The organism is Aliivibrio fischeri (assembly GCA_038993745.2).
GTDB classification, from domain to species: domain Bacteria; phylum Pseudomonadota; class Gammaproteobacteria; order Enterobacterales; family Vibrionaceae; genus Aliivibrio; species Aliivibrio fischeri_B.
This window is the reverse complement of record CP160629.1, coordinates 1,112,641-1,138,490: the sequence shown is the minus strand read 5'-3', so window position 1 is coordinate 1,138,490 and position 25,850 is coordinate 1,112,641. Positions and strand designations below refer to the sequence as shown.

Genomic DNA, 25,850 nt, shown 5'->3' with positions numbered 1-25,850 from the left:
ATGAATGACACAGCAATTGTCTGAACACATCTCAGTAGAAAATACAAAAATGGCTGAAGTGCTTGTAAAAATAGTAAAAGACAAAGCCATTTGGGTCGAAGAGCGTAAGAAACAACAACCTCTCGATGATTTTCAATCGTCATTAAGTCTATCTGACCGTAGCTTTTACGACGCATTAAAAACAGGCAAAACCGAATTTATCCTTGAATGTAAAAAAGCCTCACCATCAAAAGGATTAATTCGAGATGATTTCGATCTCGATTACATTGCTTCTATCTACAATAATCATGCGAGTGCCATTTCTGTACTAACTGATGAAAAGTATTTCCAAGGTAACTTTGATTTCTTACCTATTATTCGAAATCAAGTGTCACAGCCTATTTTATGTAAAGATTTCATGATAGATGCTTATCAAGTGTATCTTGCTCGTCATTACTCTGCTGATGCCATTTTATTAATGCTTTCTGTTTTAGACGATGCGCAGTACAAAGAACTTGCAGACATAGCACATTCATTAAACATGGGTATTTTAACGGAAGTCAGCAATGAAGAAGAACTGCATCGTGCAGTGGCATTAAACGCAAAAGTCATTGGAATTAACAACCGTAACCTACGTGACTTATCAACGGATTTAAATAGAACAAAAGAACTCGCTCCTCTACTCCCTAAAGGTACAACCATTATTTCTGAGTCAGGTATTTATACTCATCAACAAGTAAAAGATCTGGCTCAGCACGCTTCAGGCTTTCTGATTGGTAGCTCACTAATGGCAGAAAAAAACCTAGAGCTTGCAGCAAGAAAAGTTATTTTAGGTGAAAACAAAGTCTGTGGATTAACTTCAGAGCAAGATGCGAAAACCGTTTATGACTCTGGAGCTGTCTACGGCGGACTTATTTTCGTAGAAAAATCACCACGTTTTGTTTCTCTTGAAACCGCAAAGAAAATAACCCAAGCAACTGCATTACATTATGTGGGCGTTTTCCAAAATGAGGATGCTCAGCGTGTTGCTCAGTACGCCACTGACCTTTCTCTATCAGTGATTCAACTGCATGGAAATGAAACCGAAGAGTATATTACTGAGTTAGCCTCTTTATTACCGACTCACACTCAAGTTTGGAATGTCATTTCTGTGTCAGATGATGCTCAAAGCATTTCACTTCCACAAACTCAAGCTGATAAGGTGTTAGTTGATTGTAAAGTAGGTTCGCAGGTGGGAGGCACTGGCGTTAGTTTTGATTGGAATAAACTGCCTCACCACAACATCATGCTTGCCGGTGGACTTGAATTAAATAATACCAAACAAGCAGCACAACTCGGCTGCTACGGATTAGATTTCAACTCAGGAGTAGAAAGTACTCCGGGTAAAAAGATCATAAAAAATTAAGCGCCGTATTTAGCGCATTACGAGACTATTAAGGAAAATATCATGGCAAAATTAGATGCCTACTTCGGCGAATACGGTGGTCAATACGTTCCACAGATTTTAGTTCCAGCTTTAGAGCAACTAGAACAAGCCTTTATTGATGCACAAGAAGACCCAGACTTTCGTTCTGAATTCATGACGCTTTTACAAGAATATGCGGGTCGTCCAACCGCATTGACGTTATGCCGCAATTTAACCAAAGGCACAAAAACAAAGCTATACCTTAAACGTGAAGATCTTCTTCATGGTGGAGCACACAAAACTAACCAAGTACTTGGCCAAGCACTACTTGCAAAGCGTATGGGCAAAGATGAGATCATTGCTGAAACAGGTGCAGGCCAACACGGTGTTGCCACAGCACTAGCTTGTGCACTACTTGGGTTAAAATGCCGAGTTTATATGGGAGCTAAAGACGTAGAACGTCAAAGCCCAAACGTATTCCGTATGAAACTAATGGGTGCAGAAGTCATTCCTGTTCATTCAGGCTCTGCGACGCTAAAAGATGCATGTAATGAGGCACTACGTGACTGGTCTGCAACCTATGAAACTGCACACTATTTATTAGGAACAGCGGCAGGCCCTCATCCATTCCCAACCATCGTTCGTGAGTTCCAACGTATGATTGGTGAAGAAACGAAAATGCAAATCTTAGCGCGTGAAGGTCGTTTACCTGATGCGGTTATTGCTTGCGTGGGTGGCGGTTCAAATGCTATCGGTATGTTTGCAGATTTCATTGAAGAAGAAAGCGTAAAACTAATTGGTGTTGAGCCTGCAGGTAAAGGTATTGATACCGACCAACACGGCGCACCACTTAAGCATGGTAAAACAGGCATTTTCTTTGGAATGAAAGCCCCATTAATGCAAGATGAACACGGACAGATTGAAGAATCATACTCAGTTTCTGCAGGTTTAGACTTCCCATCCGTTGGTCCACAACACGCCCACCTAAATGCTATTGGTCGTGCTGAATACGGTGCAGTAACAGATGACGAAGCATTAGAAGCATTCAAAATTCTTGCAAGAAATGAAGGTATTATTCCAGCATTAGAATCTTCTCATGCTTTAGCATATGCATTACAACTTGCACAAGCAGAACCGGAGAAAGAACAACTATTGGTTGTAAACTTATCTGGCCGAGGCGATAAAGACATCTTCACAGTACATGACATTTTAAAAGAAAAGGGAGAAATCTAATGGATCGTTATCAAGCCCTATTTGCTCAGCTAGAGAAAAAAAATCAAGGAGCCTTTGTTCCATTCGTAACTATTGGCGATCCAAACCCTGAGCTATCTTATAACATCATGGAAACCCTGATTGAAGCTGGTGCCGATGCATTAGAATTAGGTATTCCATTTTCGGATCCTCTTGCTGATGGCCCTACTATTCAAGGTGCAAACATTCGAGCATTGGATAGCAAAACAACACCAGCAATTTGTTTTGAGCTCATTACAAAAATTCGCTCTAAATATCCTGATACGCCAATCGGTCTTTTAGTTTATGCGAACCTTGTTTTCGCAAATGGTATTGATAACTTCTACACAAAATGCCAACAAGCAGGTGTAGACTCTGTATTGATCGCCGATGTACCGACTAATGAATCCCAAGAATTCAGAGAAAGTGCAATAGAACATGGTATTCACCCTATTTTCATTGCACCACCATCAGCATCGCCTGAAACACTAGAAACAGTTGCTAAATTAGGTGGAGGTTACACTTACCTTCTTTCTCGTGCAGGTGTTACTGGTGCCGAAACCAAAGCGGGTATGCCTGTTGCTCAATTACTAGAGCGCCTTAATCAATACGATGCACCACCGGCTATTCTTGGTTTTGGTATCTCAGAGCCAGCTCAAGTAGAAGAAGCGGTAAAAGCTGGAGCTGCAGGTGCTATCTCAGGCTCTGCAACGGTTAAATTGATTGAACAACATCAAGCTAACCCAGAGGCATTATTAAAAGCACTTGCGGACTTCACATCGTCAATGAAAGCAGCAACACAAAAATAATACATCTAATTAATCATGATTAAAGAGGCTAAATTAAGCCTCTTTTTTTTCCTCGATATATACCAACCTAATTACCCTCTCCTAAATTGTTAATAAAATACATCACCACATAACGACACAAAACAATAAATACACAATTAAATATACAAAAGTTAATAAACACATTGCCATATGTTAATTTTACGTGTAAAACGACACCCGAATTTTTAATAACAATACACATAATAAATAAGAGCTATTCACTAAATTTTCGTAAGAACACAACATAGAGGTAGACAAAGTGTTAAACAAAAAAGGATTTATGAACAACATTGGGGTTCAAGTCGTTATAGCCATGATTATAGGCACCATGGTTGGGGCAACAATGGGCGAATCCGCGTCCATGTTTGCTCCTCTTGGAACCATTTTTATTAATCTAATTAAAATGTTAGTTATACCATTAGTTGCTGTTGCTCTTATTTCGGGAGCTGCAGGATTAGGTAACAGCAGTAATGCAGGAAAAGTTGGTTTAAGTACACTAGGTTATTTTGGCATAACATCGGCACTAGCCGTTGCCTTAGCGCTATTTATGGGTGAAATCTTTGAACCAGGAAAAGGGATTGATGTTTCAGGTGTTGAAGGAATGTTCTCTTCTGCCTATGCATCTAAAGGAGAGCTACCTACTTTTTGGGCAACCATTACAGGCATGATCCCAACCAACGTTTTCCAATCCTTAAATGAAGCAAATATTCTACAAATACTTGTTTTCTGTCTATTCTTTGGTATCGGCTTATCTAAATTAGAAAAAACACGTCGTGAGCCAATGCTTAATGCGGTTAACGCAATTGTTGATGTAATGGTTTGGATGATCAACAAAGTAATGATCATTGCTCCTATCGGCGTATTTGGTTTAATGGCAGAAGCCGTTGGTACGTTTGGCTTTGGTGCACTAATGGTGGTATTTAAGCTATTCGTTGTCTACGTTGCTGCTATTGTTATCTTTGGCTTTGTAGCCTACCCACTGATGGTTGGGTTATTTACTAAAACCTCTGCAAAGCAATTCCTTGTTGCAATGAAAAACCACAAGCTGTGGCTCTTTCAACAGCATCATCAATGGCAACACTACCAGTTACGATGGAAACCGTTGAGAAAGATTTAGGGGTTCGCAACTCTACCGCCTCTTTTGTCTTACCGCTTGGTGCAACCATTAACATGTCAGGTAACGCAATTTACTACGGCCTAGTTGCTATCTTCTTTGCTCAACTGTTCAATATCGACTTATCCATTGGCGCCTACATCGCTATCATTGTCACTTCAACTCTAGGTGCTGTTGGCCAAGCTGGCGTTCCGGGGCCTTCTTTCTTAGTGGTCGCAGTTTTATTAGCGGCAGGCATCCCAATCGAAGGTTTACCATTGTTATTCGCACTAGATCGTATCTTCGATATGATCCGTACAGCCTTAAACATTACAGGTGATGCGGCGTGTGCAGTGATCGTTGATGCGATGGTTGAAGAAGAACACAAAAAAACAGTAAGAACAGAAAATCAAAATGCTTAGAAAAAGTTAACCTAAATAAGCCCAACTTAAATCAACAAGGCCAATTATTTCACATTGGCCTTTTTTGATCATCGAACATAAAATGTAACAAGCAATTTTTAGCGATTCCCTACTCCTTCAATTTTCGTTACACTCACAACATAATTTATTATTGGCTCAACATAAAAAATGAAACAAATTCTAGACTTTATCCCACTGATTATCTTTTTTGCTCTATATAAGATGTACGACATCTATACAGCAACAGGTGCTTTAATTATTGCCACAGCCATTCAACTTATTGTGACCTACGCTTTATACAAGAAAGTAGAAAAAATGCAGCTAATCACCTTTATTATGGTGACTGTATTTGGTGGCATGACTATATTTCTGCATGACGATAACTTCATCAAATGGAAAGTAACCATTGTTTACTGCGTTTTTGCTGCTGGTTTAATTATTGCGCATATTCTGGGCAAACCTGTAATTAAAGGCATGCTTGGTAAAGAAGTTACATTGCCTGATGATAAATGGACTAAGATCAACCACGCATGGGTATTATTCTTTACTGTTTGTGCTATTGCGAACCTTTATGTTGCCTTTGAAATGCCATTAGACGTATGGGTTAACTTTAAAGTCTTTGGTTTATTGGGGTTAACTTTCTTATATACTCTATTCACTGGTATGTACGTTTATAAACATATGCCAAAAGAGAAAAAAGAAGAACAAGAATAACCAAAAAGATAATGATTAAGCCGTGTATACAACACGGCTTTTTTATGTGGTAAACTCAGCTCAATTCTATTTTTTGTTGTATTGGAACCCAACTTTGACAAGCCCAAATAACCTTGGACAAGCCCCTAAAGGCCAACTACTTCTTCGAACTCTCTCTATGCCTGCTGACACTAACGCTAATGGTGATATTTTTGGCGGTTGGATTATGTCACAGCTTGATTTAGCTGGTGGTATTTTAGCAAAAGAGATTTCTGGTGGCCGAATTGTTACGGTTTCAGTATCAAGTATTACCTTTAAAAAACCAGTTAAAGTAGGTGATGTTGTTTGCTGTTATGGTGAATGCGTTAAGATTGGCCGAACCTCAATGAGTATCAACCTTGAAGTATGGGTTAAACCTGTAAAAGAAGATGGGATTGGTGACCGCTTTCAAGTTTGTGAAGCCACTTTTAACTATGTTGCTATTGATGCCAGCGGAAAACCTCGTCCAATTCCGAAAAATGCGTAGTATTTGGAATAATTTTCATTATTTTTCAAAAAGCTCTGGTTTATGACTGGGGCTTTTTTTATGATGAATAGATCAATGATGATATTTAATTAAAGGACTCTATAATGTGGTATGTGATTTTTTCTCAAGATGTTGAAAACAGCTTAGAACGTCGTTTAAGTGTTCGTGAAAAACATCTAGAGCGCCTTGCTCAACTACAGAATGAAGGCCGTTTATTAGTAGCAGGACCTATGCCTGCAATTGATTCTGAAAATCCAGGAGAAGCAGGCTTCACTGGTTCAACAGTTATTGCTGATTTTGCTTCATTAGAAGCAGCTCAAACTTGGGCTGATAATGACCCTTATATTGATGCTGGTGTTTACGCAAAAGTAATTGTTAAGCCATTTAAAAAAGTGCTTCCAGCTTAATAAATATAAACAATAAGATTATCTGATGAAAAAAATTCTACTCACTGCTATTAGTGCAATCATCCTATCTGGCTGTGCATCTAATGAGCAGCAACAAGAGATTGAAATGCTTGCAGACTATCGTGCAAGTGTTCTTGCTAGTGTGCTCCCCCTAGAGATGGGACAACTGACTTTATTACAAGCAAAAGCAAAGCAAGGCGTCGTTGAAATGATGTTCTTGGACGGTGGTAATGGTGAAATCAGTACCAATCAAATCATTGAAAATAGCATAACTACTTTTTGTAAAGATAAAGAAGTTCGCCCTGTGTTAGATAAAGGGGTAACTTATCGCTACATTATTCGTAATTCACGTGGTCAAAAACAAAATGATATCATTGTAAATGAACAATCGTGTTTGGATCGCGAACAAGAAAACGAAGAATAATACAGCCTCACCAAACAAAAAAAACCCTTTTCATCAACATGATGAGAAGGGCTTTTTATATCAAACTAATTAGATTAACGAGTAAAACGCATCACTTTTAGGCCACTTTCAGGATTAATGTCGCTAAACTCTGGTGGATTATCTAAACGCTCAACAAACTTAAGCTCAGGCGCTTCTTCAGCCATTCCATCAATTAAGAAATCAGTAGATACCGCTGGCGAATTCACACACGCTAATACTTCACCCGTTTCAGTTAATAAACTAGGTAAACGGCGTAAGATCTTCTGATAATCTTTAGTTAAAGCAAAGCTACCTTTCTGAAAACTTGGCGGATCAATAATGATAAGATCATATAGACCTAACTTCTTAATCTTACCCCATGATTTAAAAATATCATGACCTAAGAATTTAACTTTAGACAAGTCATGCTGATTTAGACGGTGATTGTCACGACCTCTTCCTAATGATGCTTTGGCCATATCTAAATTAACAACTTGAGTTGCACCACCGGCAATCGCTGCAACAGAAAAGCCACATGTATACGCAAACAAGTTTAATACTGATTTACCTTCACTGTGCGTCTGCACCCATTTACGACCGTATCGCATATCTAAAAAGATCCCCATGTTTTGGTTCTTTTTAAGCTCTAATTGATACTTTAGGTTACTCTCTTCTACGACAGGAAATGTATTTTCCTCTCCCCAAACTACTTGCGTTGGGCGAATTCTTGATAACGATGTTGCAATAAAATCGACGTGCCATTTGCAACTTTCCATAATGAAGTTTCTGCAAGCTTATTTAACTTAACAACTAATTGCTCAACAAATTCAGGGGTTTGCTCTTTAAATAAAGCCACCACAAGCTGGCCAGTTGAATCTTTTGCCTGTAACCAATCAACCGTAATTTGCTCTAATCCCTCAAAACATTGACCGCGCCCATGAAACAAACGACGTAGTTCACTTGGCGGATTATTCAATTGCTCTTCAAGATGTGTAAATAACGTATCTAATGCTTCTATCTTCATGATTTCTTCTTAATCTCTGGCCAAGTTAATGTCCACGGTGTTTGCCACTGAGCTAATCCAGCTTGAATGGTGTCATTTTTCCATTCTTCACCTTGTTTTGGTGTTTCAATAAATTCAAACGCTTGCTCTTGATAAGTAAAACGTAAAGCATAAGCGTGGAGATAACCACGATCTGCGTTAGATGAGCTGTAAATTGGATCGCCTAAAATACCCGAACCGACGCTTTTTAGTGCTACACGTATTTGATGGGTTTTCCCTGTATGAGGCTTACATAAGAACAAACGGTTACCATCATTCGCAGCGGTTGAGAAAAACTGTGTCACCGCAGGATTTTCTTTACTATTCACCAATTTCCACGAAGCACGGCGTGAACGTTCCATATCGCCAATAACCAAGCCTTGCTTCTTCTTCGGTTTTTTATCGCCAATTGCTAAATAATATTTCTCAACCAATCTATTTGCGAACAGTTGTGATAATTCACTAGCGGCAGCTTGATTTCTACCAATCAATAATAAACCTGATGTCATCTTATCTAAACGATGAATTAAATAGAGTTGTTTATCACCCATCTCTTTTGCTAATTCAATCAACAATGAGGTTTCACCATCGTCTTTATGAACACTTACATTGGGGTGTTTATTTATGACAAGAAAATCTGAATTTTGATAAAGGATATCGAACATTGGCGCTCCTAAAATTGAGCGCAGAGTATAGCGAGGATAGTTACTCAATTCCAATAAAAACGCCGATCAGGTGATCGGCGTTATTTTGTTACTGTTCAATTGAAAGAGCTACTTATGACGCTCTTTCAATTTATTAATCACATCGTCAAACGATAAGCCTTGATCTTGCAATAACACAAATAAGTGATAGATCAAATCCGCTGATTCACACACTAGCTCCGCCTTGTCACCCGACGTCGCTGCAAGCGCGACTTCAACGCCTTCTTCGCCCACTTTTTGCGAAATACGTTTGGTGCCACGGCATAGAGACTTGCTGTGTAAGAAGAGTCAGGATCAGCATTCTTACGCTCGGCGAGTAGCTGTTCCAACTGATGAAGCCACACCAATTGGGTTTCTTCGCTTTTATCACCATCCCAACACGTTGTTGTTCCTGTGTGACACGTTGGACCAACTGGATTTACTTTAATAAGTAACGTGTCGTTATCACAATCCAGTGAAATATTAACTAAGTTCAAGCTGTTGCCGGACTCTTCGCCTTTAGTCCATAAACGATTTTTAGTACGTGAGAAAAATGTGACTTTTTCTGTCTCTAATGTTTTAGCTAAAGCATCTTGGTTCATGTATCCCATCATCAACACTTGGCTTGAACCAAAATCTTGAATAATTGCAGGTACTAAACCATCCACTTTTTCCCAATCAATACGTGTTGCTAATTCTTGTTGGCTCATCGGCGTACCTCTACATCCTGTTCGGCTAAATAATCTTTTAATTCACCAATATTGATGATTTGCTTGTGAAATACCGATGCCGCTAATGCACCGTCTACGTTTGTTTTTTTATAAGCGTCTGCAAAGTGAACCATTTCACCAGCACCGCCTGATGCAATGAGTGGCACATGACACACTTCTCGCACCATATTCAATTGCTCAAGATCGTAACCATTACGAACACCATCTTGATTCATCATATTTAGTACGATTTCACCCGCACCACGTTTCTGTACTTCTTGCACCCAATCTTTGGTTTCCCATTTGGTTGCTTTTGTACGCTCTTCATCACCGGTAAACTGATAAACTTGGTATTTCCCAGTCTCTTTATCAAAATAAGAGTCAATACCTACCACGATACACTGAACACCAAATTTATCGGCAAGTTCTGTGATAAGTTCTGGATTTGCCAATGCAGGAGAGTTAATTGATACTTTATCCGCACCAAATTCCAAAATCTTTGCTGCATCTTCTGCAGTTTTAATGCCACCCGCAACACAGAATGGAATATCTATCACCTCAGCGACTCGAGCAACCCAACTTTTATCTACCACACGACCATCACTTGATGCGGTAATATCGTAGAAGACGAGCTCATCTGCACCCTCTTCCGCATAACGCTGTGCTAGGGGACAATATCACCGATGATTTCATGGTTACGAAACTGAACGCCTTTTACTACTTGACCATCTTTTACATCAAGGCACGGAATTATTCGCTTTGCCAACATTGGAATGCCTCCTCTGCGGTAAATTTTCCATCAAGCAGAGCTCGACCCACAATCACGCCAGCAACACCAGAGCCTTTCAATGCAGCGATATCATCTAATGAACCAATGCCACCTGATGATTGGAATTGTACTTCAGGGTACTGTTTACATAGGTCTACATAGAGTTCTACATTCGATCCTTGCAGCGTACCATCGCGTGAAATATCAGTACACAGAACATGCCTCAAACCAACGGTTAGGTAATCTTCAAGCAGCGCTTCAATCGTCACGCCAGAGTCTTCTTGCCAGCCTGAAATCGCAACATTACGAGTGCCGTTTTCATCAATATTGATATCTAATGCTAATACGATTTTTTCAGCACCGTATTTTTCCATCCAACCTTTAACCAGTTCTGGCTGTTTTACTGCAGTGGAACCCACCACCACACGTTGCGCACCTGCATTCAGTAAGTCTTGAACATCTGCTTCGTTACGTACACCACCACCAATTTGAATATTGGCAGGCGTACTTGCTAACAAGCGTGCAATTAAATCTAACTGGCGTGCTGTCGTGTCTTTTGCACCAGTTAAATCCACAAGGTGCAGCCAATTTGCGCCCGCTTGGTGATACAAATTAAACTGCTCGGCAGGATCAACTTTGTATTCTGTTACTTGCCCGTAGTCGCCTTGAAACAGACGAACCACTTGGCCTTCAATTAAATCTAATGCTGGAATGATCATAAATATCCTTATTAGCAGAACCGAGAACATTCGCTTCGCTCATTGCGAGATCCAAGGGACGAGTAAAAACCCTAAAACCTCGAAGCGAAGTGACCTCGCACTTCGTCCCTGCTCTTATAGCTCCAAAAAGTTCTGAATAAGCTTTGAACCAAATTTACTTGAGCGCTCAGGGTGAAACTGAACACCGTAGTAATTACCTGCCTGCAATGCTGCGGTGAACGGCTGTCCGTAATCACACGAAGCAATGGTATAATCGCCTACTTGCATCCCAAAGCTGTGTACAAAGTAGAAATAACTGTCCTCTGGAATGTCTTTAAACAGCGGATTACCTTCAACAGGTTTAATGGTATTCCACCCCATGTGAGGCAGTGGTAAATCACCGGTTTGAAGCTTACGAACTTCACCTTCACACAAACCTAAACAATCCACAATTTGATCGGCTTTTTGACCTTTCTCTTCGGAAAGTTTACCCAGCAGCTGCATACCTAAACAGATACCCAATAATGGCTTTTCTACTTGTTTAACTAACTCAATGAGATCACGTTCAGCCAAGTTTTTCATCGCTTCGCTTGCCGTGCCAACACCCGGTAAAAACAGCTTATCTGCAGCCAGAACCACTTGAGGATCTCGGCTTATCGTAACCTCGTAACCCAAACGCTCAATCGCAAATCTTACTGATGAAACGTTAGAACACCCCGTATCAATAATAACGACGTTTTGATTTGTCATAGTCACTCCTACAATACGCCTTTTGAGCTTGGCAGTTCATTACCTTCTACTTTAATCGCTTGGCGTAACGTACGACCAAACGCTTTAAATAAGCTTTCAATAATGTGGTGATCGTTATGACCTGATGAAGAAAGGTGTAACGTACAAGCAAGAGTATCAGTTAGAGAGCGGAAGAAGTGAACTACCATTTCGGTTGATAAATCTCCTACCTGCTCACGGCTAAATTCAGCATCAAACTTCAGATATGGACGACCAGATAAATCAAGCGCACATTGTGCTAAACACTCATCCATTGGCAAGCTGAATCCAAAACGACCAATACCACACTTGTCGCCTAACGCCTCTTTTAACGCTTCTCCCAATGCAAGAGCGGTATCTTCAATGGTGTGGTGATCATCAATGTGTAAGTCGCCCTCTACATTGATCTTCATTTGGAAACCACCGTGTGTAGCAATCTGATCAAGCATGTGATCAAAGAAACCAAGACCAGTAGTGATCTCATTGCCGCCTTGCTCATCCAAATTAACAAACACTTTAATGTCCGTTTCTTTGGTTGTGCGTATTACTTCTGCAGTACGCGCATTTACGGTCAGATCTTTTAAGATCGCAGGCCAGTTCATTATCTCTGGATGATATTGAATACCACGTATCGCCATGTTTTCAGCTAATTGAAGATCCGTTTGGCGATCACCAATCACAACTGAGTGTTGAAAATCGACTTTCCCACCTTGAAGATATTCTTTAACCATGCCTAATTTTGGTTTACGACATGAACAATTATCTTCTTCAAAGTGCGGACAGATAAGAACATCATCAAACTTCACTCCTTGAGATTCAAAAAACTCCATCATCATGTTATGTGGCGCATCAAACTCATCTTGAGGGTAGCTATCTGTACCTAAACCATCTTGATTGGTTACCATTACTAAACGGTAACCGGCATCTTGAAGAGAAAGTAGAGAAGGAATAACCAAAGGCTCAAACTTTAGCTTATCTAAACGGTCTACTTGGAAATCCACCGGCGGCTCAACAATTAAGGTGCCATCACGGTCGATAAATAAAATCTTTTGTTGTTTGCTCACAGGAACGTCCTTTTAATTTTTCTAATTTTATTCTTGATAAGCCCCAAGCCTTATTCCTAAACTTGGGGATAAAACATACCAATCACAGTAAGTAAATGAGCAGTAATAGCGAAGGAAAAATGCTTGAGAACAAGGCAAAATTTTTCGATAAGTAGTTATTCTACAATCAAAAATTTTAACGCAGTTATCGAGTATTTTAACTCGCTAGGATGATCAGTTATTTACTACGATTGGTATTAGATTAATTGATTGCGAATAAAGCCCAATGTTTTTTCACACTCTTCACGATTGCCAACACTAATACGCACACAATCTTTAATTGGAGAGTTACGTAAAATAATACCGTTATCCCATGCGGCCTTAAATACCGAATCACCATCGGAAAACTTCACTAACAAGTAGTTGCCCCAAGCTTCAAAAACGGTAACCCCCGGTAAGACCATTAATCCTGCTTGTAAATAAGCACGGTTAGCACTGAGATCAAGCATTTGGTATTTCATGCGAGCTAATCCCGCTTCTGATAAAGCTTGAGTAGCAATCTCAGCCACAGGAACTGGCACTGGGTATGGCGCAATCACTTTAAGTAATACATTAATCAGATCTTCATTTGCTAATGTAAAACCACAGCGTAATCCCGCTAATGCAAACGCTTTAGATAAAGTACGTAAAATCGCAAGGTGTGGATAGTCAGCCAGTAAATCAACTGTCGATTTCTCCATACAAAAATCGATGTAAGCCTCATCCATTACAACAATGGCGCGATCTTTTGTCATTTCTAATAATGAAAGAATGTCTTTACGATCAACGATATTACCCGTTGGATTATTTGGGCTACACACAAACACCACTTTTACATCATCGAGATTAGCTTCTATCGTTGGAAGATCTAGCTGCCAATCGGATGTAAGTGGAACCGTTTTCGTCTCTACACCAATGGTTTCAGCACTGATTGAGTACATTCCATAAGTTGGCGGGCAATATAAAATGGCATCTTGGTTCGGTTCACAAAAAGCACGAACCAGTAATTCAATACCTTCATCTGCTCCGCGGGAAGTTAAAACCTGCTCAGGCTTTACCTTTGCATAAGCCGCATAAGCATTAATTAACTCAGGCGGTTGACATTCGCTATAACGATTAAGACGAGCAAAATTAAACTGATATTCATTATCAAATGGGGATTCATTGGCATTCAACCATACATCTCCTGAACCACCGATTCGACGAGCAGAAAGATAAGGTGTTAATGCTTGTACTTGTTTTCTGGCTAACTTTTCCATAATGAATTCCTACTGATTCACTTCTTGCTTATTAACTTTTAACTGAGCGAGCTTTTCAATTCGAATCGTTACGGCTCTTTTATGAGCATCAAGCCCTTCCGCTTCAGCCATTGTGACAACCGTTGGAGCTAAACCTTTTAAACCATCAGCCGTTAATTCTTGCACAGTCATTCGTTTAGAGAAATCTGCTAATCCTAAACTAGAATAAGTTCGTGTGTACCCATAAGTCGGCAATACGTGATTAGTTCCTGATGCATAATCCCCTGCCGATTCAGGTGAGTAATCCCCTAAGAAAATTGAACCCGCATTATCTAAAAGAGGCAGTAATTCTCGTGGATTCTTAGTTTGAACAATAAGGTGTTCAGGCCCATAAAAGTTTGAAATTGAAACACACTGAGTAAGTGAATCTGCAACGATCAATAAACTTGAACCTAAAGCTTGGCGAGCAATGTCAGCACGAGTCAATTCTTTCAATTGTTTCTCAACCGCATCAGCGACTTGCTCTGCAATGATTGGCGATGGAGTGACTAATACTACTTGTGAATCAGGACCATGCTCTGCTTGGCTAAGAAGATCTGCTGCAATAAAGTCTGGATCTGCGGTCTCATCAGCAATCACTAAAACTTCAGATGGCCCTGCTGGCATATCAATTGCTGCACCACGGAAATCATTCGAAACTTGGCGTTTTGCTTCAGTTACATAGGCATTACCTGGTCCAAAGATCTTATCTACTTTAGAGACCGATTCTGTTCCATATGCCATTGCAGCTACCGCTTGAGCACCCCCGATATTATAAACTTCATCAATCTTACACAGTTTTGCCACGTACAAAATCTCATCAGCTATTGGAGGTGGCGAGCATAATACAACTTTATGACAACCTGCAATTTGAGCAGGAATACCTAACATTAAAACTGTTGATGGCAATGGCGCGCTACCACCTGGAATATACAAACCTACTTTATTAATAGGCATAGTAATTTGTTCACAGATGACACCTGGCTGTGTTTCAACTTTTACAGGCTGTGGTTTCTGCGCTTGGTGAAATTTAGAAATATTGCTATAAGCTTGTTTAAGTGCTGTTTTCATTTCTTCAGGCAAACGATCACTTGCCGCTTCAATCTCAGTATTCGGTACTCGAATAGAATCAGGTTTCACACCATCAAACTTTTCAGTTAATGCAAATACACCAGCATCACCCTCTTGTTTTACGGTATTAATAACACTAGTTACTGCTGCGGTAATATTTGCACCTTCAGTAATTGCAGGACGTTGTAGAACCGTATCTTGCTGCGAATCGCTCAATGATTGCCAAACTAACGTTTTCATAATGGCTACTCCATCATTTTCTCAATTGGCAATACTAGAATAGAACTCGCACCTAATGCTTTTAACTGTTCCATTGTTTCCCAAAATAGATTTTCTGTACTTACTAAGTGAACTGCGACCTTTGCTCCATCACGCGACAGAGGTAAAACCGTTGGATCTTCCGCCCCCGGAAGCAAGTCTTTAATAGCATCAAGCTTATCTGTTGGTGCGTGCAGCATAATATATTTTGATTCTTTTGCTTGAATACAACCTTGCATACGGGTTAATAGCTTATTGATCAACGCTGCCTTATCTGCATCAAATTCACCTTCACGCTGAATTAATGTCGCTTTTGATCGAAAAATTACTTCAGCTTCTTTAAGACCATTAGCTTCAAGTGTCGCACCTGTTGATACTAAATCGGCAATCGCATCCGCAAGACCTGCGCGTGGAGCAACTTCTACAGAACCATTTAAAATACAGGTTGAAAACGGAATACCCTGCTCATCCATAAAACTTTTAAGTAATTGTGGGTAGGTTGTTGCGATACGTTTTCCAGCTAAATCTTGTGGGCCGTTGTATACTTCATCTTTGTCAATCGCAATAGATAAACGACAGCCACCGAAATCCAAACGACGTAAGGTTGTAAAAGAAGAAGGTTCACCTAATGCTTTACGTTCTAAACGAACTTCTTCTAATTCATTTTCACCTATCACACCTAAATCAACTACCCCATCCATAATTAGACTTGGGATGTCATCGTCACGAACTAACAATAGATCAATCGGCATATTTTCAGAATGAACCACTAAACGCTCACCCGAAATGTTAAATTTCATGCCGCAGCGTTTAAATAATTCTTGGCACTCTTTAGATAAGCGACCCTTCTTTTGAATCGCAATGCGTAATCGTTGTGATGACATAATTTCTTCCTTGTAAAAATGTGATTCCAATTAAATCGTTTTTTAAATAAACAATGCAATCGGCTAATTTTAAACTCTTATAAATCAATAAATAATCTAACTTTAATTTGTTACTAAAACGAAAAAACCCTCAGAAGTTTGACCTTCCGAGGGTTAGAATTTTTATTCATCGGAAGGAAATTCAAATTGCCTTCCGGATAATACGTATCCTCCCGAAAGACTAATCAGGATGATGGTGGTGATGAATGTTCAGACCTTGAATACGCATAAATATAAACCTTTAGTAACAAACTGTATTTGTTTTTAACCTTGTAAACACATTATCAAACTGTGGTTTTATTTCAACAAAAAAGATGAATTATTTTAAAGAAAATTATATTTCATTTTTCACAAGCTTTTTACAGGCAAAAAAAAGCCAGTCAAATGACTGGCTTAATAATCTGTTCTACTTTAAATCAAGAGATTAGAAGTAGTAGTATGCAGCTGCGAATACGTGAGTTTCTTCTTCGTTACCTTCGCCCATATCAAGCTCTTGCTTAATATCGATACCCATGTCCATGTTTTTAGCCATTGTGTACATAACTGCAACGTTCATGAAAGATTGGTCAAGGTCAGCAATACCTTTAATTTCATATGTATTTGCTGCATAACCAGCTGCTAAAGTAAGATCTTCAGATACAGCGTAACCAGCAGATACGTAGTAACCAGTATTAGTTTGATCTAAAACTTTAGTATCTGTTTCTTCAATCCAGAAGTTAGTACCTAACTTAACAGCACCTAGTTGAACATTACCAGTTACTGTGTATACATCATAATCAGAATCACGAGTTTCGTAACCAGCGTATACGTTAAAGATTTCTTGCTCGATACCTACGTAACCATTCACGCCTTTTTCAGCATCAACGTGTGTATCGTCAGTTTCAAAGTAAGAAACACCGTACGCGAAACCACCTGTTGCACCTTGGAATTTAACTACATTGAATGCATCAGATGCATCACCAGCAGAAGCACCGAATTCGTATGTGTTATCACCAGCACCATCAACTGCATCAAGAGCGGTGTCATTTTCCCAACCAAAAGATGCGATACCGAAACCAGTGTCAAAACCTAACCATGCTTTATCAACATCAGTTGCAAATTCTGAACCATCTTTAAGGATTGGTGAAGTCGCGTTATCTGTTGTGTAGTTCAACATTAGGTCTGTTTCAAAGTAACCAACAATACGGTTGTTACGGTAGTTAACTGCTAGAGTTAAACCTGTTGCCCAATCATCGTAAAATGCTTTAGAACCAGTGTCGTAGTAACCACCTACACCAACAGAACCAGAAACAGAGAATTGATCTTTGTGCATTGGGTCAAATGCAAACATGTCTTCGTTACGGCTGTTTTGGCTGCTTGTATCAACAGCAAATGCTGAAGCTGAGATACTTGCGATAGCAAGCGCTAAAAGAGTCTTTTTCATAATTAAGTCCACTGCCTTTTCTTAGAAAGATTTGGAAATCCGATTTCCGGTTCCCTTTTTATATCTGGATTGCTACAGAAGCATCTTAATGTGCTACTTGTTAGCATCTCGATTTCTGGAGAGTACTTTGCTAAAGATTTCTCACCATGTCAACGAAGAAAGTCAAGGAAAGTAAAAAATGATAAACACACACAATACAGCAAGTTACATTGGTACATTTTAAGATTTGACACAGATCACACGAAAAAATATAAATTTAGATAAATTACAAAAAGAGTAAAAAAACAACAACTGCAGATAACCAATTGAAATAAAAAAGACAAAAAGATAAAAACAAATAAAAACAGCAACACACACCTGTATTGCTATTTAATATTAATAAATAGAATTTGACATTTAACTAGTTAGATTTGGCAGGCGAATTAATTGTATTTTTTTTATATTTGCAGAACATAAACTAATAAAAAATGAAGAAGCCTAAAAAATTAATTGTGACCCATAACACACTTTATTCCCATTGGTTCATTTTTAACTGTTGAAGCAAAACAGCGTGGCTACAATAAATCAGCCGAATAAAAACAAAAAAAGCCAGTCAAATAGACCGGCTTAATAATTACTTCAACTTTATATAATACAATTAGAAGTAGTAGTAACCTGCAGCGAACACGTAAGTTTCTTCATCAGCAGCACCTGCATCAAGATCTTGGCGTACGTCAATACCCATATCCATATTCTTAGCTAATGTATACATTGCCGCGACGTTCACGTAAGAGTAATCAGTTTCAATTGTTGCAATCTCTTTCGTATTAGCAGCATAACCAGCAGCTAATGTTAGGTCTTCTGTTGCTGCAAAACCAGCAGATAGGTAATAACCTGTATTCTCTTTATTACCAAGGTTTCTACCTGTTAAATCGCTAGCATCGCCATCTTCAATCCAGAAGTTTGCACCAAGTTTAACCGCACCAAGCTTAACGTTACCCGTTACAGTCATTACATCATACTCAGCTTCATCACGAGTTTCATAACCAGCATAAACATTAAAGATTTCTTGCTCGATACCAATGTAACCATTCACACCCTTATCGGCAGCAACATGGTCATCACCAGTTTCAAAGTAAGATACTCCGTAAGCAAAACCACTTGTTGAACCTTGGAATTTAACAACATTAAAACCATCAGATGCATCACCCGCAGAAGCACCAAATTCGTATGTGTTATCACCAGCGCCATCAACAGCATCAAGTGCTGTATCGTTTTCCCAACCAAAAGATGCGATACCAAAACCAGTATCAAAACCTAACCATGCTTTATCAACATCAGTCGCAGGGCCTGAACCATTTGCAATAGGCTTAGTTTCACTATCAGTTGTATAATTCAACATAAAGTCAGTTTCAAAATAACCAACAACACGGTTATTACGGTAGTTAACAGCAAGAGTTAAACCTGTAGCCCAATCATCATAGAATGCTTTAGTACCAGTGTCGTAGTAACCACCTACACCTACAGAACCAGATACAGAAAACTGATCTTTATGCATAGGGTCAAATGCAAACATTTCATCATTCTTACTATTTTGGCTACTAGTATCAACAGCAAAAGCTGAAGTCGAGATACTTGCGATTGCAAGAGCTAAAAGAGTCTTTTTCATAATAATCCACTGCCTTTTCTTAGAAAATTGGAAATCCGATTTCCGGTTCCCTGTTTTTTATGTAATTTATTAAGTACCGACAACACATCTAATCGTGTGATTAATCAGTATTTCTGAATTCGGTTGCTACTTTGCAAAAACTAAATAACTATGTCAAACATTATAAAATTAAATAAAAAAACAACAACACATTAAAAATCAACAACTTAAACGGTTGGCAAGTTGTAAAAAACACAAGATAAGCTCATGCAACACAAAAACTATAAATATTTATTTCTAAGCACAAAAGAATTTAAACCTTTTTTAGACACTAAAAACAAACAAAAACAGAATAATCAACCAACAATTGCTAACTTAAAGAACTTTAATTAAATCTAAAATTTAACATCACATAGTCAAAGATGCCTTATTCTCACTTTCGTGATGTTCATCTCAATTTAAAAACATTGAATTCCATTATTTGCAGAAGATCACACTCAAATTTGCGTGGTACAATGGTTTTTTAAATTTAATTGAGCCTTCTCATGCTGAATAAATCGGTTACTGATAGCATTCGCCAAAGCTACAAAACACTACAAGATCAACTTCCAGGTTTTATACCTCGCCGTGCTCAGAACTATTTAGTAGCAGAAATCGCTAAATCACTTGCAGGTGAATACAGTGATTCTAATCGCATGATTGTTGCAGAAGCAGGAACAGGCATTGGTAAATCTCTTGCTTATCTACTAAGCGCAATTCCATATGCAAAGTTAAATAACAAAAAAGTGGTTATCTCAACCGCAACTGTTGCACTTCAAGAACAGCTTGCTCATAAAGACTTACCTTTCTATCGCCGTATATCACCATTGCCTTTTTCTTTTATTATTGCAAAAGGTCGTCAGCGGTATTGTTGCAGTCATAAGTTGTCTCTATTAACAGAGTCAAACAATGAAGACGACAAGCAAGTTGCTTTGTTTACTGAAAAACCAAAAAAGAAAGAGTTAGATTTACTAAAGAGAATGTACAAAGCATTAGCTGAGGGTAAATGGGACGGTGATATAGATAGCTGGCCAACGACAATTCCCTCTTCTATCTGGCAAAGCATTGTTTCAGACAAGTACAGCTGTCATAACGGCTTACCCATGCACCGTGAATGCCCATTTCAAAAAGCACGTGAACACTTAGATAAAGCAGATGTGGTTATTGCAAATCACAGTTTAGTTATGGCTGACATCGATTTAGGCGGTGGTGTTGTTTTGTCTGAACCAGAACAAACCATATATATTTTTGATGAAGCTCACCATCTGCCAAATGTGGCACGAGAACACTCATCTGCTGCAGCAAGTTTAAAAGGTTCAGCCTCGTGGTTAGAGTCATTAAACAAATCGGTTAGTAAATTCTGTAATCTTGCAGATCAAAAAAGAGTTAATCGATTTCAAAACTCTCTTCATGAACATATTCAGGAATTAATTCCTACGCTTAATCAGTTAAGTAAGCAATTTGATCCGACATTATTCAATGATGATGGAATTTATCGTTTTGAACATGGCGAAATACCAAACTGGTTAGCAGAGCAATCCAAAGAATTAAAAGAAGTCTCAACTAAAGCCAACCAAGCACTAGCAAAAATTAGTGACTTAATCTCTGAGCGCATGAAAGATGGCGAATTAGCACCGAGAATGGCAGAGCCTGCATTAGCTGAAATAGGCTTTTACTTACAAAGATTAGAAAATTTAGCTCAAGTTTGGTTTTTAATGGCAAAGCCCAATAGTGATAAAGGAGCACCACTTGCTAGATGGCTAGAAAAGAGTCAAGACAGAGACGGCGATACCTTCATTAACGTATCCCCTCTAGAGGTAGGTTGGCAACTTGACCAAAATTTATGGAGTCGAGCTGCTGGAGCGGTTGTCGTTTCAGCAACAATGAGAGCATTAAATAGCTATTCGTTTTTTTGTAAACAAGCAGGTATATCAGAAAAGCCTGAGGATGGCGTACGCTTCTTATCCTTAGCTTCACCATTTAATTACCAAGAGAATGCTCAATTAATCATCCCGAAACTACCAATGGAACCTTCGGCGCCTGGTTTTACAGATTTATTAATAGAAGAACTCCCCTTTTATCTTGCCGATCAATCTTCAAGCTTAGTTTTATTCTCATCTTACTGGCAAATGAACAAAGTTGCTGAAGGTATAGAAAAGATTGTTAAAAAACATGGATGGAACCTACTTATTCAAGGACAGGAATCAAGACAAGAAATTCTAAAAAAACATAAAAAACTTTGTAATGAGAATAAAATCAGCATCTTATTTGGAACAGGAAGCTTTTCTGAAGGATTAGATTTACCTGGAAACCTACTTACAAATCTAATTATAACTAAGATTCCATTTGGTGTTCCAACCTCTCCAGTTGAAGAAGCGCATTCGGAATATATTGAGAGCCGAGGTGGTAATCCATTTATGCAGATCAGTGTTCCAGAAGCGAGCAAAAAATTAATTCAATCTGTAGGTCGACTACTGCGTAAAGAAGAGGATTCTGGTAGAGTTGTGCTTCTTGATCGCCGTGTAATAACTAAGCGTTATGGTAAAGCTCTTTTGGACGCCTTACCTCCTTTTAAAAGACTAATAGAGTAATATCTCGTTATTACTTAAATCATTCGCAGATGCGAGCTTACTATAGCTATTAATAATTAAGAATTGATATGGAATTTCTCGAACCATCAACCCTCATCATCCTAGGGTTAGTTGCTTTTATTGCTGGATTTATTGATGCTGTTGCAGGCGGAGGAGGAATGTTAACCGTTCCTGCTCTACTCTCAATAGGGCTTCCCCCACACATAGCTTTAGGTACAAATAAGTTAGCCGCAAGTTTTGCTTCATCTACGGCAGCACTCACCTACTTTAAAAAGAAGTTGTTTGACCCCCATTTTTGGAAAGCCTCTTTTGTCGCAACTTTATTTGGCGCAACATGTGGAACTTTGCTGGTTAACTATATTTCAACGGAATGGCTTGAAAAAGGATTACCTTTAATTATTTTAGCTGCTGCAATTTATACTATTTGGCATCCACAACCAAAGGCCGATCAAAATCAATTACCTGATATCACACCTAAACTAAAGACTCAGCAGATTATTCAAGGCTTATCTTTAGGGTTTTATGATGGTGTTGCAGGGCCTGGAACAGGTGCGTTTTGGACGGTTAGCAGCATGGCGATGTATCGTCTAAACATCTTATTAGCATCAGGCTTAGCAAAAGCCATGAATTTCACCAGTAACTTTACTTCACTGGTTACCTTTGCAATTCTTGGCCATATTAACTGGGCACTAGGCTTAACTATGGGCGTCTGCTTAATGGTCGGCGCATTTATTGGTGCACACTCAGCTATTCGTTTTGGATCTAAGTTTATTCGACCAGTGTTTGTAACTGTGGTTTGTATCTTGGCTGTTAAACTCGCTTTAGACGCTTGGTTCTAACGGAACAATTATGACTAATTTTACCTCTATCGAAATCATGCTAGAACAACTAGGTAAAACGGCGGCTGAAATTGACCGACGTCGAGGGGAACAACGACTTCCTTTATTTGATGAACGCCTATTTGGATGCAGAAGCCGCTATCTTGTACCCTGTATAAATGAAGCAAAGGCAACACTTGGATCGATTCAACGAGAAGAAAAAGCAAATATTCTAACGACACAAAGAGCTGAATATTTAACGCAAATGTTGGTTGCTCAAATTGAAGCGATACAAAGAGAAGTTGCAACTCAACGTATACGCTCTAACGAACCTCGTCCGAAGGGAAGCTATAAAAAACCCATTAGTGATATGTATCAGGACCTAGCTCAACATCAAGAGTGGGAACGCCGTTTAGCACAAATGGTAAATGATCAAGAACTGGCAATTAATCAATGTCATTCATTCTCTCAGCAGCAAGATCTACAACAAAAGCTGCTAGCAACAGAGAAACGCTTACAACGCTGTAAAGAAGCAATGATCCGATTAGAACAACAAATTACTTATCGAGAGCAACATGACTAACCCCAAAAATAATCAGCAAATTCAAACCGAAATTGAAGTTCAAACAGAGACTCCTACCCCTCTAGATAACGCACCGGATGAAATAAAATTAGCGGTTGATTTAATTTATCTTCTTGAAAGCAACGAAGTCGACAAAGAAACAGCAATCAAAGCATTAGAGATTGTGCTCTCCGACTTCAAGAATAAATAATGTATCATAAATAAGACACCTGCTTTATTTGTAAATCATGAGAAATAGTTCTTTAATTTAGTTTCATAAAATTTAGATCTATTTCTCAATTAATTTTCATCGCAAATTATTCCCCTTTCTTAATTAAATTCTTCCCTTTAGTATTTCTATATAAAAATAATTTTAATAATAATTAAATCAATAAAATCTAACTTGAACAACATCATTTAGCTAGGGTAAATATGTTTTCTTACGACTCAATCCTTTCTGATATATCAGATAAGGATCGCTTAGGCACAGATTTAAGTTATGAGCCTGAGTTTGAATTAATTGAAGAAGAAATAAAAAAATCAACAAATCTGTTTGCTACAAGCAAGACGGACTGGTCTGTCGTGCATGATAACTCATTAAATTTACTAAACAAAACTAGCAAGGATTATAGATTACTTTACTGGTTATGCTTATCTATAACTAAGAGAAATCTTGCTATTGATAATAATGAGTTAATCCGTGTTATTAATGATTTCATCATTAAATTCAAAGACGATATTTATCCAAAGAGAAAAAGAAGTCTATATTCTTCTATTAATCAAATCATTAATATAATAACAGATAACATAAAATCCATTATCGATAATATAGACAATATAAATGATACCGATATATTAATTACACAATTGTCAGTATTAGATGAATCAATTGAGTCTATTTTTGAAAATAATACAGATAATTTATCTTCTGTTATTTCATTAACAAAAAAACTTAAAAAACGTTTAAAATCAGAAACCGAAAATAATGAGATAGTAGCACCACAATCTATACCATCCGCACCAACACAAGCTCCATCAGCAACATCAACTATCTCATTTTCTCAAAATGACATCACAAACGATAGAGATGCAAATAAAGCATTTCGTCACTTACAAGATGTAGCGAGAACACTCTCAAAATACTGGTTATCTCAAAAACTTAGTGACGAAAAAGTGTATCAATTAAACCGGACTTTAACTTGGTTAACCATATCTCAATTGCCAGCAAGTAATGACGATAATGTAACTATGTTAAAGCCTGTTCCTCAGGCCAGAATACAATATTTTCAACAGTTAAAAGCAGAATTAAATCACTCTACATTAATTATAGAAATGGAAGAGAGCCTTTCTAAATCACCATTTTGGATCGATGGTCATTTCATGGTTTGGGAAAGCCTAACAGCACTTAATCATCATGATGCAGCACAAAGCATCACTGATCAGCTGTCTTTATTAATCAACAAAACACCAAGCATCACGGATCTTAAATTCGATGATGGAACTGAGTTTGCTAGTGAATCAACAAAGGCTTGGATACAGCAGCAGTGTTCGACTTCAACTCATGCGACTACTTCCCCAGTAAATCATTTCGATGAATCACAAAATAGTAGTGACTGGGAAGATGCCTTCCAAGAAGCTCTCACATTGTTACAGCAGCACAGCTTAAACGAAGTAATGCAACCTCTTATTCGCGGTCATCACCAATCACGTTCCGATAGAGAAGCCTTTTTTTGGCAATTTACACAGGCAAAACTGCTATTTCAATCCAGTAAATATGATTTAGCTAATTCACTTTTCTCATGGCTAGATAAGCAATATTCCCAATCCGTACTCGCTCATTGGGATCCTATTCTTGAAGAACGTTTACTTGAACTATGGCTTCAATGCCATAACAAATTATCTAAAAAAGACCAAGACAGTCAGTTGCTAACACACATACGTGAAAGGCTCTGCTGTTTAAACCCAATACGAGTTCTTAATTAAACCCAAGGAGACCCATGTCAAAAGATGGATCTGTTGCACCAAAAGAACGTGTAAATGTGACATTCAAACCAGTAAGCGGTGACGCTGCAGAAGATCTTGAACTTCCACTGAAAATGATGGTTCTTGGTGACTTTACTCAGCAAGAAGATGATCGAAAACTTGAAGATCGAAAGCCATTTAATGTTGATAAAAGCAATTTCAATGACGTTATTGAAAAACAAAACTTAAACATCTCTTTTGGTGTAAAAAACCAACTTCAAGATGATGGCGAAGGAAATGAGGAAATTGCAGTCGATCTAAGTTTTAAACATATCAATGATTTTGATCCTTCAAGCATTGTTGAGCAAGTACCTGAACTAAAAGGCTTAATGGATTTACGTGAAGCGCTTGTCTCTTTAAAAGGCCCGTTAGGCAATGTTCCTGCATTCCGCAAAGCAATTGAAGATGCCCTTGTTGATGATGAAGCTCGTGAAAAACTACTAAGTGAATTAGGTCTAGTGACAGAAAAGGAATAAAA

21 protein-coding genes, 5 pseudogenes and 1 other annotated feature are annotated in these 25,850 nt (G+C 38.5%); of the genes and pseudogenes, 14 read left to right on the top strand and 12 right to left on the bottom strand.

The window, feature by feature from the left end:
- Window positions 1-4 precede the first annotated feature (4 nt).
- The 8 genes and pseudogenes from trpCF (at window position 5) to AAFX60_005530 (ending at window position 7,009) form a co-directional block, all read left to right on the top strand.
- Window positions 5-1,416 (top strand): annotated as a pseudogene (gene trpCF, locus AAFX60_005565) (bifunctional indole-3-glycerol-phosphate synthase TrpC/phosphoribosylanthranilate isomerase TrpF).
- A gap of 10 nt (window positions 1,417-1,426) precedes the next feature.
- Window positions 1,427-2,617, top strand: coding sequence for a tryptophan synthase subunit beta (gene trpB / locus AAFX60_005560; protein ID XDF78601.1), 1,191 nt, complete (start codon window positions 1,427-1,429; stop codon window positions 2,615-2,617).
- Window positions 2,617-3,423: a tryptophan synthase subunit alpha gene (trpA, locus tag AAFX60_005555; GenBank protein ID XDF78600.1), complete on the top strand. Its 807-nt coding sequence runs from the start codon at window positions 2,617-2,619 to the stop codon at window positions 3,421-3,423. The genes trpB and trpA overlap by 1 nt, the downstream gene beginning before the upstream one ends.
- Window positions 3,424-3,724: 301 nt before the next feature.
- Window positions 3,725-4,959, top strand: a pseudogene (locus tag AAFX60_005550) (dicarboxylate/amino acid:cation symporter).
- Window positions 4,960-5,127: 168 nt separating this feature from the next.
- Window positions 5,128-5,673 (top strand): septation protein A, encoded by a 546-nt coding sequence (locus AAFX60_005545; protein XDF78599.1) that lies wholly within the window; start codon window positions 5,128-5,130, stop codon window positions 5,671-5,673.
- 94 nt (window positions 5,674-5,767) lie between these two features.
- On the top strand, window positions 5,768-6,178 hold the full coding sequence (gene yciA / locus AAFX60_005540; GenBank protein ID XDF78598.1) for an acyl-CoA thioester hydrolase YciA: 411 nt from the start codon (window positions 5,768-5,770) through the stop codon (window positions 6,176-6,178).
- A 104-nt stretch (window positions 6,179-6,282) separates the two neighbouring features.
- A complete protein-coding gene (locus AAFX60_005535; GenBank protein ID XDF78597.1) occupies window positions 6,283-6,585 on the top strand; it encodes a YciI family protein in 303 nt (100 codons plus the stop codon).
- Between the two features lie 25 nt (window positions 6,586-6,610).
- Window positions 6,611-7,009, top strand: a complete 399-nt coding sequence (locus tag AAFX60_005530) for a GspS/AspS pilotin family protein (GenBank protein XDF78596.1) — start codon at window positions 6,611-6,613, stop codon at window positions 7,007-7,009.
- A gap of 74 nt (window positions 7,010-7,083) precedes the next feature.
- Here the strand turns inward: AAFX60_005530 and AAFX60_005525 are convergent.
- The 12 genes and pseudogenes from AAFX60_005525 to AAFX60_005470 all read right to left on the bottom strand — a co-directional run bounded on the left by AAFX60_005525 (window position 7,084) and on the right by AAFX60_005470 (window position 19,361).
- Window positions 7,084-8,033: pseudogene (locus AAFX60_005525) on the bottom strand (class I SAM-dependent methyltransferase).
- The gene (locus AAFX60_005520) at window positions 8,030-8,716 is read right to left on the bottom strand and encodes a TIGR01621 family pseudouridine synthase (protein XDF78595.1); all 687 of its coding nucleotides are present in this window, start codon (window positions 8,714-8,716) and stop codon (window positions 8,030-8,032) included. The pseudogene AAFX60_005525 and the gene AAFX60_005520 overlap by 4 nt, the downstream one beginning before the upstream one ends.
- A gap of 108 nt (window positions 8,717-8,824) precedes the next feature.
- Window positions 8,825-9,444, bottom strand: a pseudogene (hisIE, locus tag AAFX60_005515) (bifunctional phosphoribosyl-AMP cyclohydrolase/phosphoribosyl-ATP diphosphatase HisIE).
- A pseudogene (gene hisF / locus AAFX60_005510) lies at window positions 9,441-10,213 on the bottom strand (imidazole glycerol phosphate synthase subunit HisF). Before hisF ends, hisIE begins: the two co-directional pseudogenes overlap by 4 nt.
- On the bottom strand, window positions 10,195-10,932 hold the full coding sequence (gene hisA, locus AAFX60_005505; GenBank protein ID XDF78594.1) for a 1-(5-phosphoribosyl)-5-[(5-phosphoribosylamino)methylideneamino]imidazole-4-carboxamide isomerase: 738 nt from the start codon (window positions 10,930-10,932) through the stop codon (window positions 10,195-10,197). Before hisA ends, hisF begins: the two are co-directional and overlap by 19 nt.
- Window positions 10,933-11,046: 114 nt before the next feature.
- Entirely contained in the window at window positions 11,047-11,661 is a 615-nt protein-coding gene (gene hisH / locus AAFX60_005500) for an imidazole glycerol phosphate synthase subunit HisH (GenBank protein XDF78593.1), read from the bottom strand.
- Between the two features lie 8 nt (window positions 11,662-11,669).
- Entirely contained in the window at window positions 11,670-12,743 is a 1,074-nt protein-coding gene (gene hisB, locus AAFX60_005495) for a bifunctional histidinol-phosphatase/imidazoleglycerol-phosphate dehydratase HisB (protein XDF78592.1), read from the bottom strand.
- A 236-nt stretch (window positions 12,744-12,979) separates the two neighbouring features.
- On the bottom strand, window positions 12,980-14,020 hold the full coding sequence (gene hisC, locus AAFX60_005490; protein XDF78591.1) for a histidinol-phosphate transaminase: 1,041 nt from the start codon (window positions 14,018-14,020) through the stop codon (window positions 12,980-12,982).
- Between the two features lie 9 nt (window positions 14,021-14,029).
- A complete protein-coding gene (gene hisD, locus AAFX60_005485; GenBank protein XDF78590.1) occupies window positions 14,030-15,349 on the bottom strand; it encodes a histidinol dehydrogenase in 1,320 nt (439 codons plus the stop codon).
- A 5-nt stretch (window positions 15,350-15,354) separates the two neighbouring features.
- Window positions 15,355-16,251, bottom strand: coding sequence for an ATP phosphoribosyltransferase (gene hisG / locus AAFX60_005480; GenBank protein ID XDF78589.1), 897 nt, complete (start codon window positions 16,249-16,251; stop codon window positions 15,355-15,357).
- 122 nt (window positions 16,252-16,373) lie between these two features.
- Window positions 16,374-16,496 (bottom strand) — a sequence feature (His leader region).
- A 218-nt stretch (window positions 16,497-16,714) separates the two neighbouring features.
- Window positions 16,715-17,713: a porin gene (locus tag AAFX60_005475; GenBank protein ID XDF78588.1), complete on the bottom strand. Its 999-nt coding sequence runs from the start codon at window positions 17,711-17,713 to the stop codon at window positions 16,715-16,717.
- 637 nt (window positions 17,714-18,350) lie between these two features.
- Window positions 18,351-19,361: a porin gene (locus tag AAFX60_005470; protein XDF78587.1), complete on the bottom strand. Its 1,011-nt coding sequence runs from the start codon at window positions 19,359-19,361 to the stop codon at window positions 18,351-18,353.
- A 524-nt stretch (window positions 19,362-19,885) separates the two neighbouring features.
- Here AAFX60_005470 and dinG point away from each other — a divergent pair.
- From dinG to tssB, 6 genes are all read left to right on the top strand, one after another.
- Complete coding sequence (gene dinG / locus AAFX60_005465; GenBank protein XDF78586.1) at window positions 19,886-21,970, top strand: ATP-dependent DNA helicase DinG; 2,085 nt, start codon at window positions 19,886-19,888, stop codon at window positions 21,968-21,970.
- Window positions 21,971-22,038: 68 nt separating this feature from the next.
- A complete protein-coding gene (locus AAFX60_005460) occupies window positions 22,039-22,809 on the top strand; it encodes a TSUP family transporter (GenBank protein XDF78585.1) in 771 nt (256 codons plus the stop codon).
- 10 nt (window positions 22,810-22,819) lie between these two features.
- Window positions 22,820-23,371, top strand: a complete 552-nt coding sequence (locus AAFX60_005455) for a primosomal replication protein (protein XDF78584.1) — start codon at window positions 22,820-22,822, stop codon at window positions 23,369-23,371.
- A gap of 31 nt (window positions 23,372-23,402) precedes the next feature.
- Window positions 23,403-23,561, top strand: coding sequence for a pleiotropic regulatory protein RsmS (rsmS, locus tag AAFX60_005450; protein XDF78890.1), 159 nt, complete (start codon window positions 23,403-23,405; stop codon window positions 23,559-23,561).
- A 221-nt stretch (window positions 23,562-23,782) separates the two neighbouring features.
- Entirely contained in the window at window positions 23,783-25,333 is a 1,551-nt protein-coding gene (gene tssA / locus AAFX60_005445; GenBank protein ID XDF78583.1) for a type VI secretion system protein TssA, read from the top strand.
- A gap of 14 nt (window positions 25,334-25,347) precedes the next feature.
- Window positions 25,348-25,848 carry a type VI secretion system contractile sheath small subunit gene (gene tssB / locus AAFX60_005440; GenBank protein ID XDF78582.1) on the top strand — a complete coding sequence of 167 codons (501 nt, stop codon included), beginning with the start codon at window positions 25,348-25,350 and terminating at the stop codon, window positions 25,846-25,848.
- The last annotated feature ends 2 nt before the right edge of the window (window positions 25,849-25,850 follow it).

What these genes read in the sequence shown, in the direction of transcription:
- AAFX60_005470 (XDF78587.1), bottom strand. Translation starts at nt 19,361, where the DNA reads ATGAAAAAGACTCTTTTAGCTCTTGCAATCGCAAGTATCTCGACTTCA.
- tssA (XDF78583.1), top strand. Translation starts at nt 23,783, where the DNA reads ATGTTTTCTTACGACTCAATCCTTTCTGATATATCAGATAAGGATCGC.
- AAFX60_005460 (XDF78585.1), top strand. Translation starts at nt 22,039, where the DNA reads ATGGAATTTCTCGAACCATCAACCCTCATCATCCTAGGGTTAGTTGCT.
- AAFX60_005520 (XDF78595.1), bottom strand. Translation starts at nt 8,716, where the DNA reads ATGTTCGATATCCTTTATCAAAATTCAGATTTTCTTGTCATAAATAAA.
- trpB (XDF78601.1), top strand. Translation starts at nt 1,427, where the DNA reads ATGGCAAAATTAGATGCCTACTTCGGCGAATACGGTGGTCAATACGTT.
- dinG (XDF78586.1), top strand. Translation starts at nt 19,886, where the DNA reads ATGCTGAATAAATCGGTTACTGATAGCATTCGCCAAAGCTACAAAACA.
- AAFX60_005475 (XDF78588.1), bottom strand. Translation starts at nt 17,713, where the DNA reads ATGAAAAAGACTCTTTTAGCGCTTGCTATCGCAAGTATCTCAGCTTCA.
- trpA (XDF78600.1), top strand. Translation starts at nt 2,617, where the DNA reads ATGGATCGTTATCAAGCCCTATTTGCTCAGCTAGAGAAAAAAAATCAA.
- AAFX60_005455 (XDF78584.1), top strand. Translation starts at nt 22,820, where the DNA reads ATGACTAATTTTACCTCTATCGAAATCATGCTAGAACAACTAGGTAAA.
- AAFX60_005535 (XDF78597.1), top strand. Translation starts at nt 6,283, where the DNA reads ATGTGGTATGTGATTTTTTCTCAAGATGTTGAAAACAGCTTAGAACGT.
- hisH (XDF78593.1), bottom strand. Translation starts at nt 11,661, where the DNA reads ATGACAAATCAAAACGTCGTTATTATTGATACGGGGTGTTCTAACGTT.
- hisD (XDF78590.1), bottom strand. Translation starts at nt 15,349, where the DNA reads ATGAAAACGTTAGTTTGGCAATCATTGAGCGATTCGCAGCAAGATACG.
- AAFX60_005545 (XDF78599.1), top strand. Translation starts at nt 5,128, where the DNA reads ATGAAACAAATTCTAGACTTTATCCCACTGATTATCTTTTTTGCTCTA.
- hisA (XDF78594.1), bottom strand. Translation starts at nt 10,932, where the DNA reads ATGATCATTCCAGCATTAGATTTAATTGAAGGCCAAGTGGTTCGTCTG.
- tssB (XDF78582.1), top strand. Translation starts at nt 25,348, where the DNA reads ATGTCAAAAGATGGATCTGTTGCACCAAAAGAACGTGTAAATGTGACA.
- hisG (XDF78589.1), bottom strand. Translation starts at nt 16,251, where the DNA reads ATGTCATCACAACGATTACGCATTGCGATTCAAAAGAAGGGTCGCTTA.
- hisC (XDF78591.1), bottom strand. Translation starts at nt 14,020, where the DNA reads ATGGAAAAGTTAGCCAGAAAACAAGTACAAGCATTAACACCTTATCTT.
- AAFX60_005530 (XDF78596.1), top strand. Translation starts at nt 6,611, where the DNA reads ATGAAAAAAATTCTACTCACTGCTATTAGTGCAATCATCCTATCTGGC.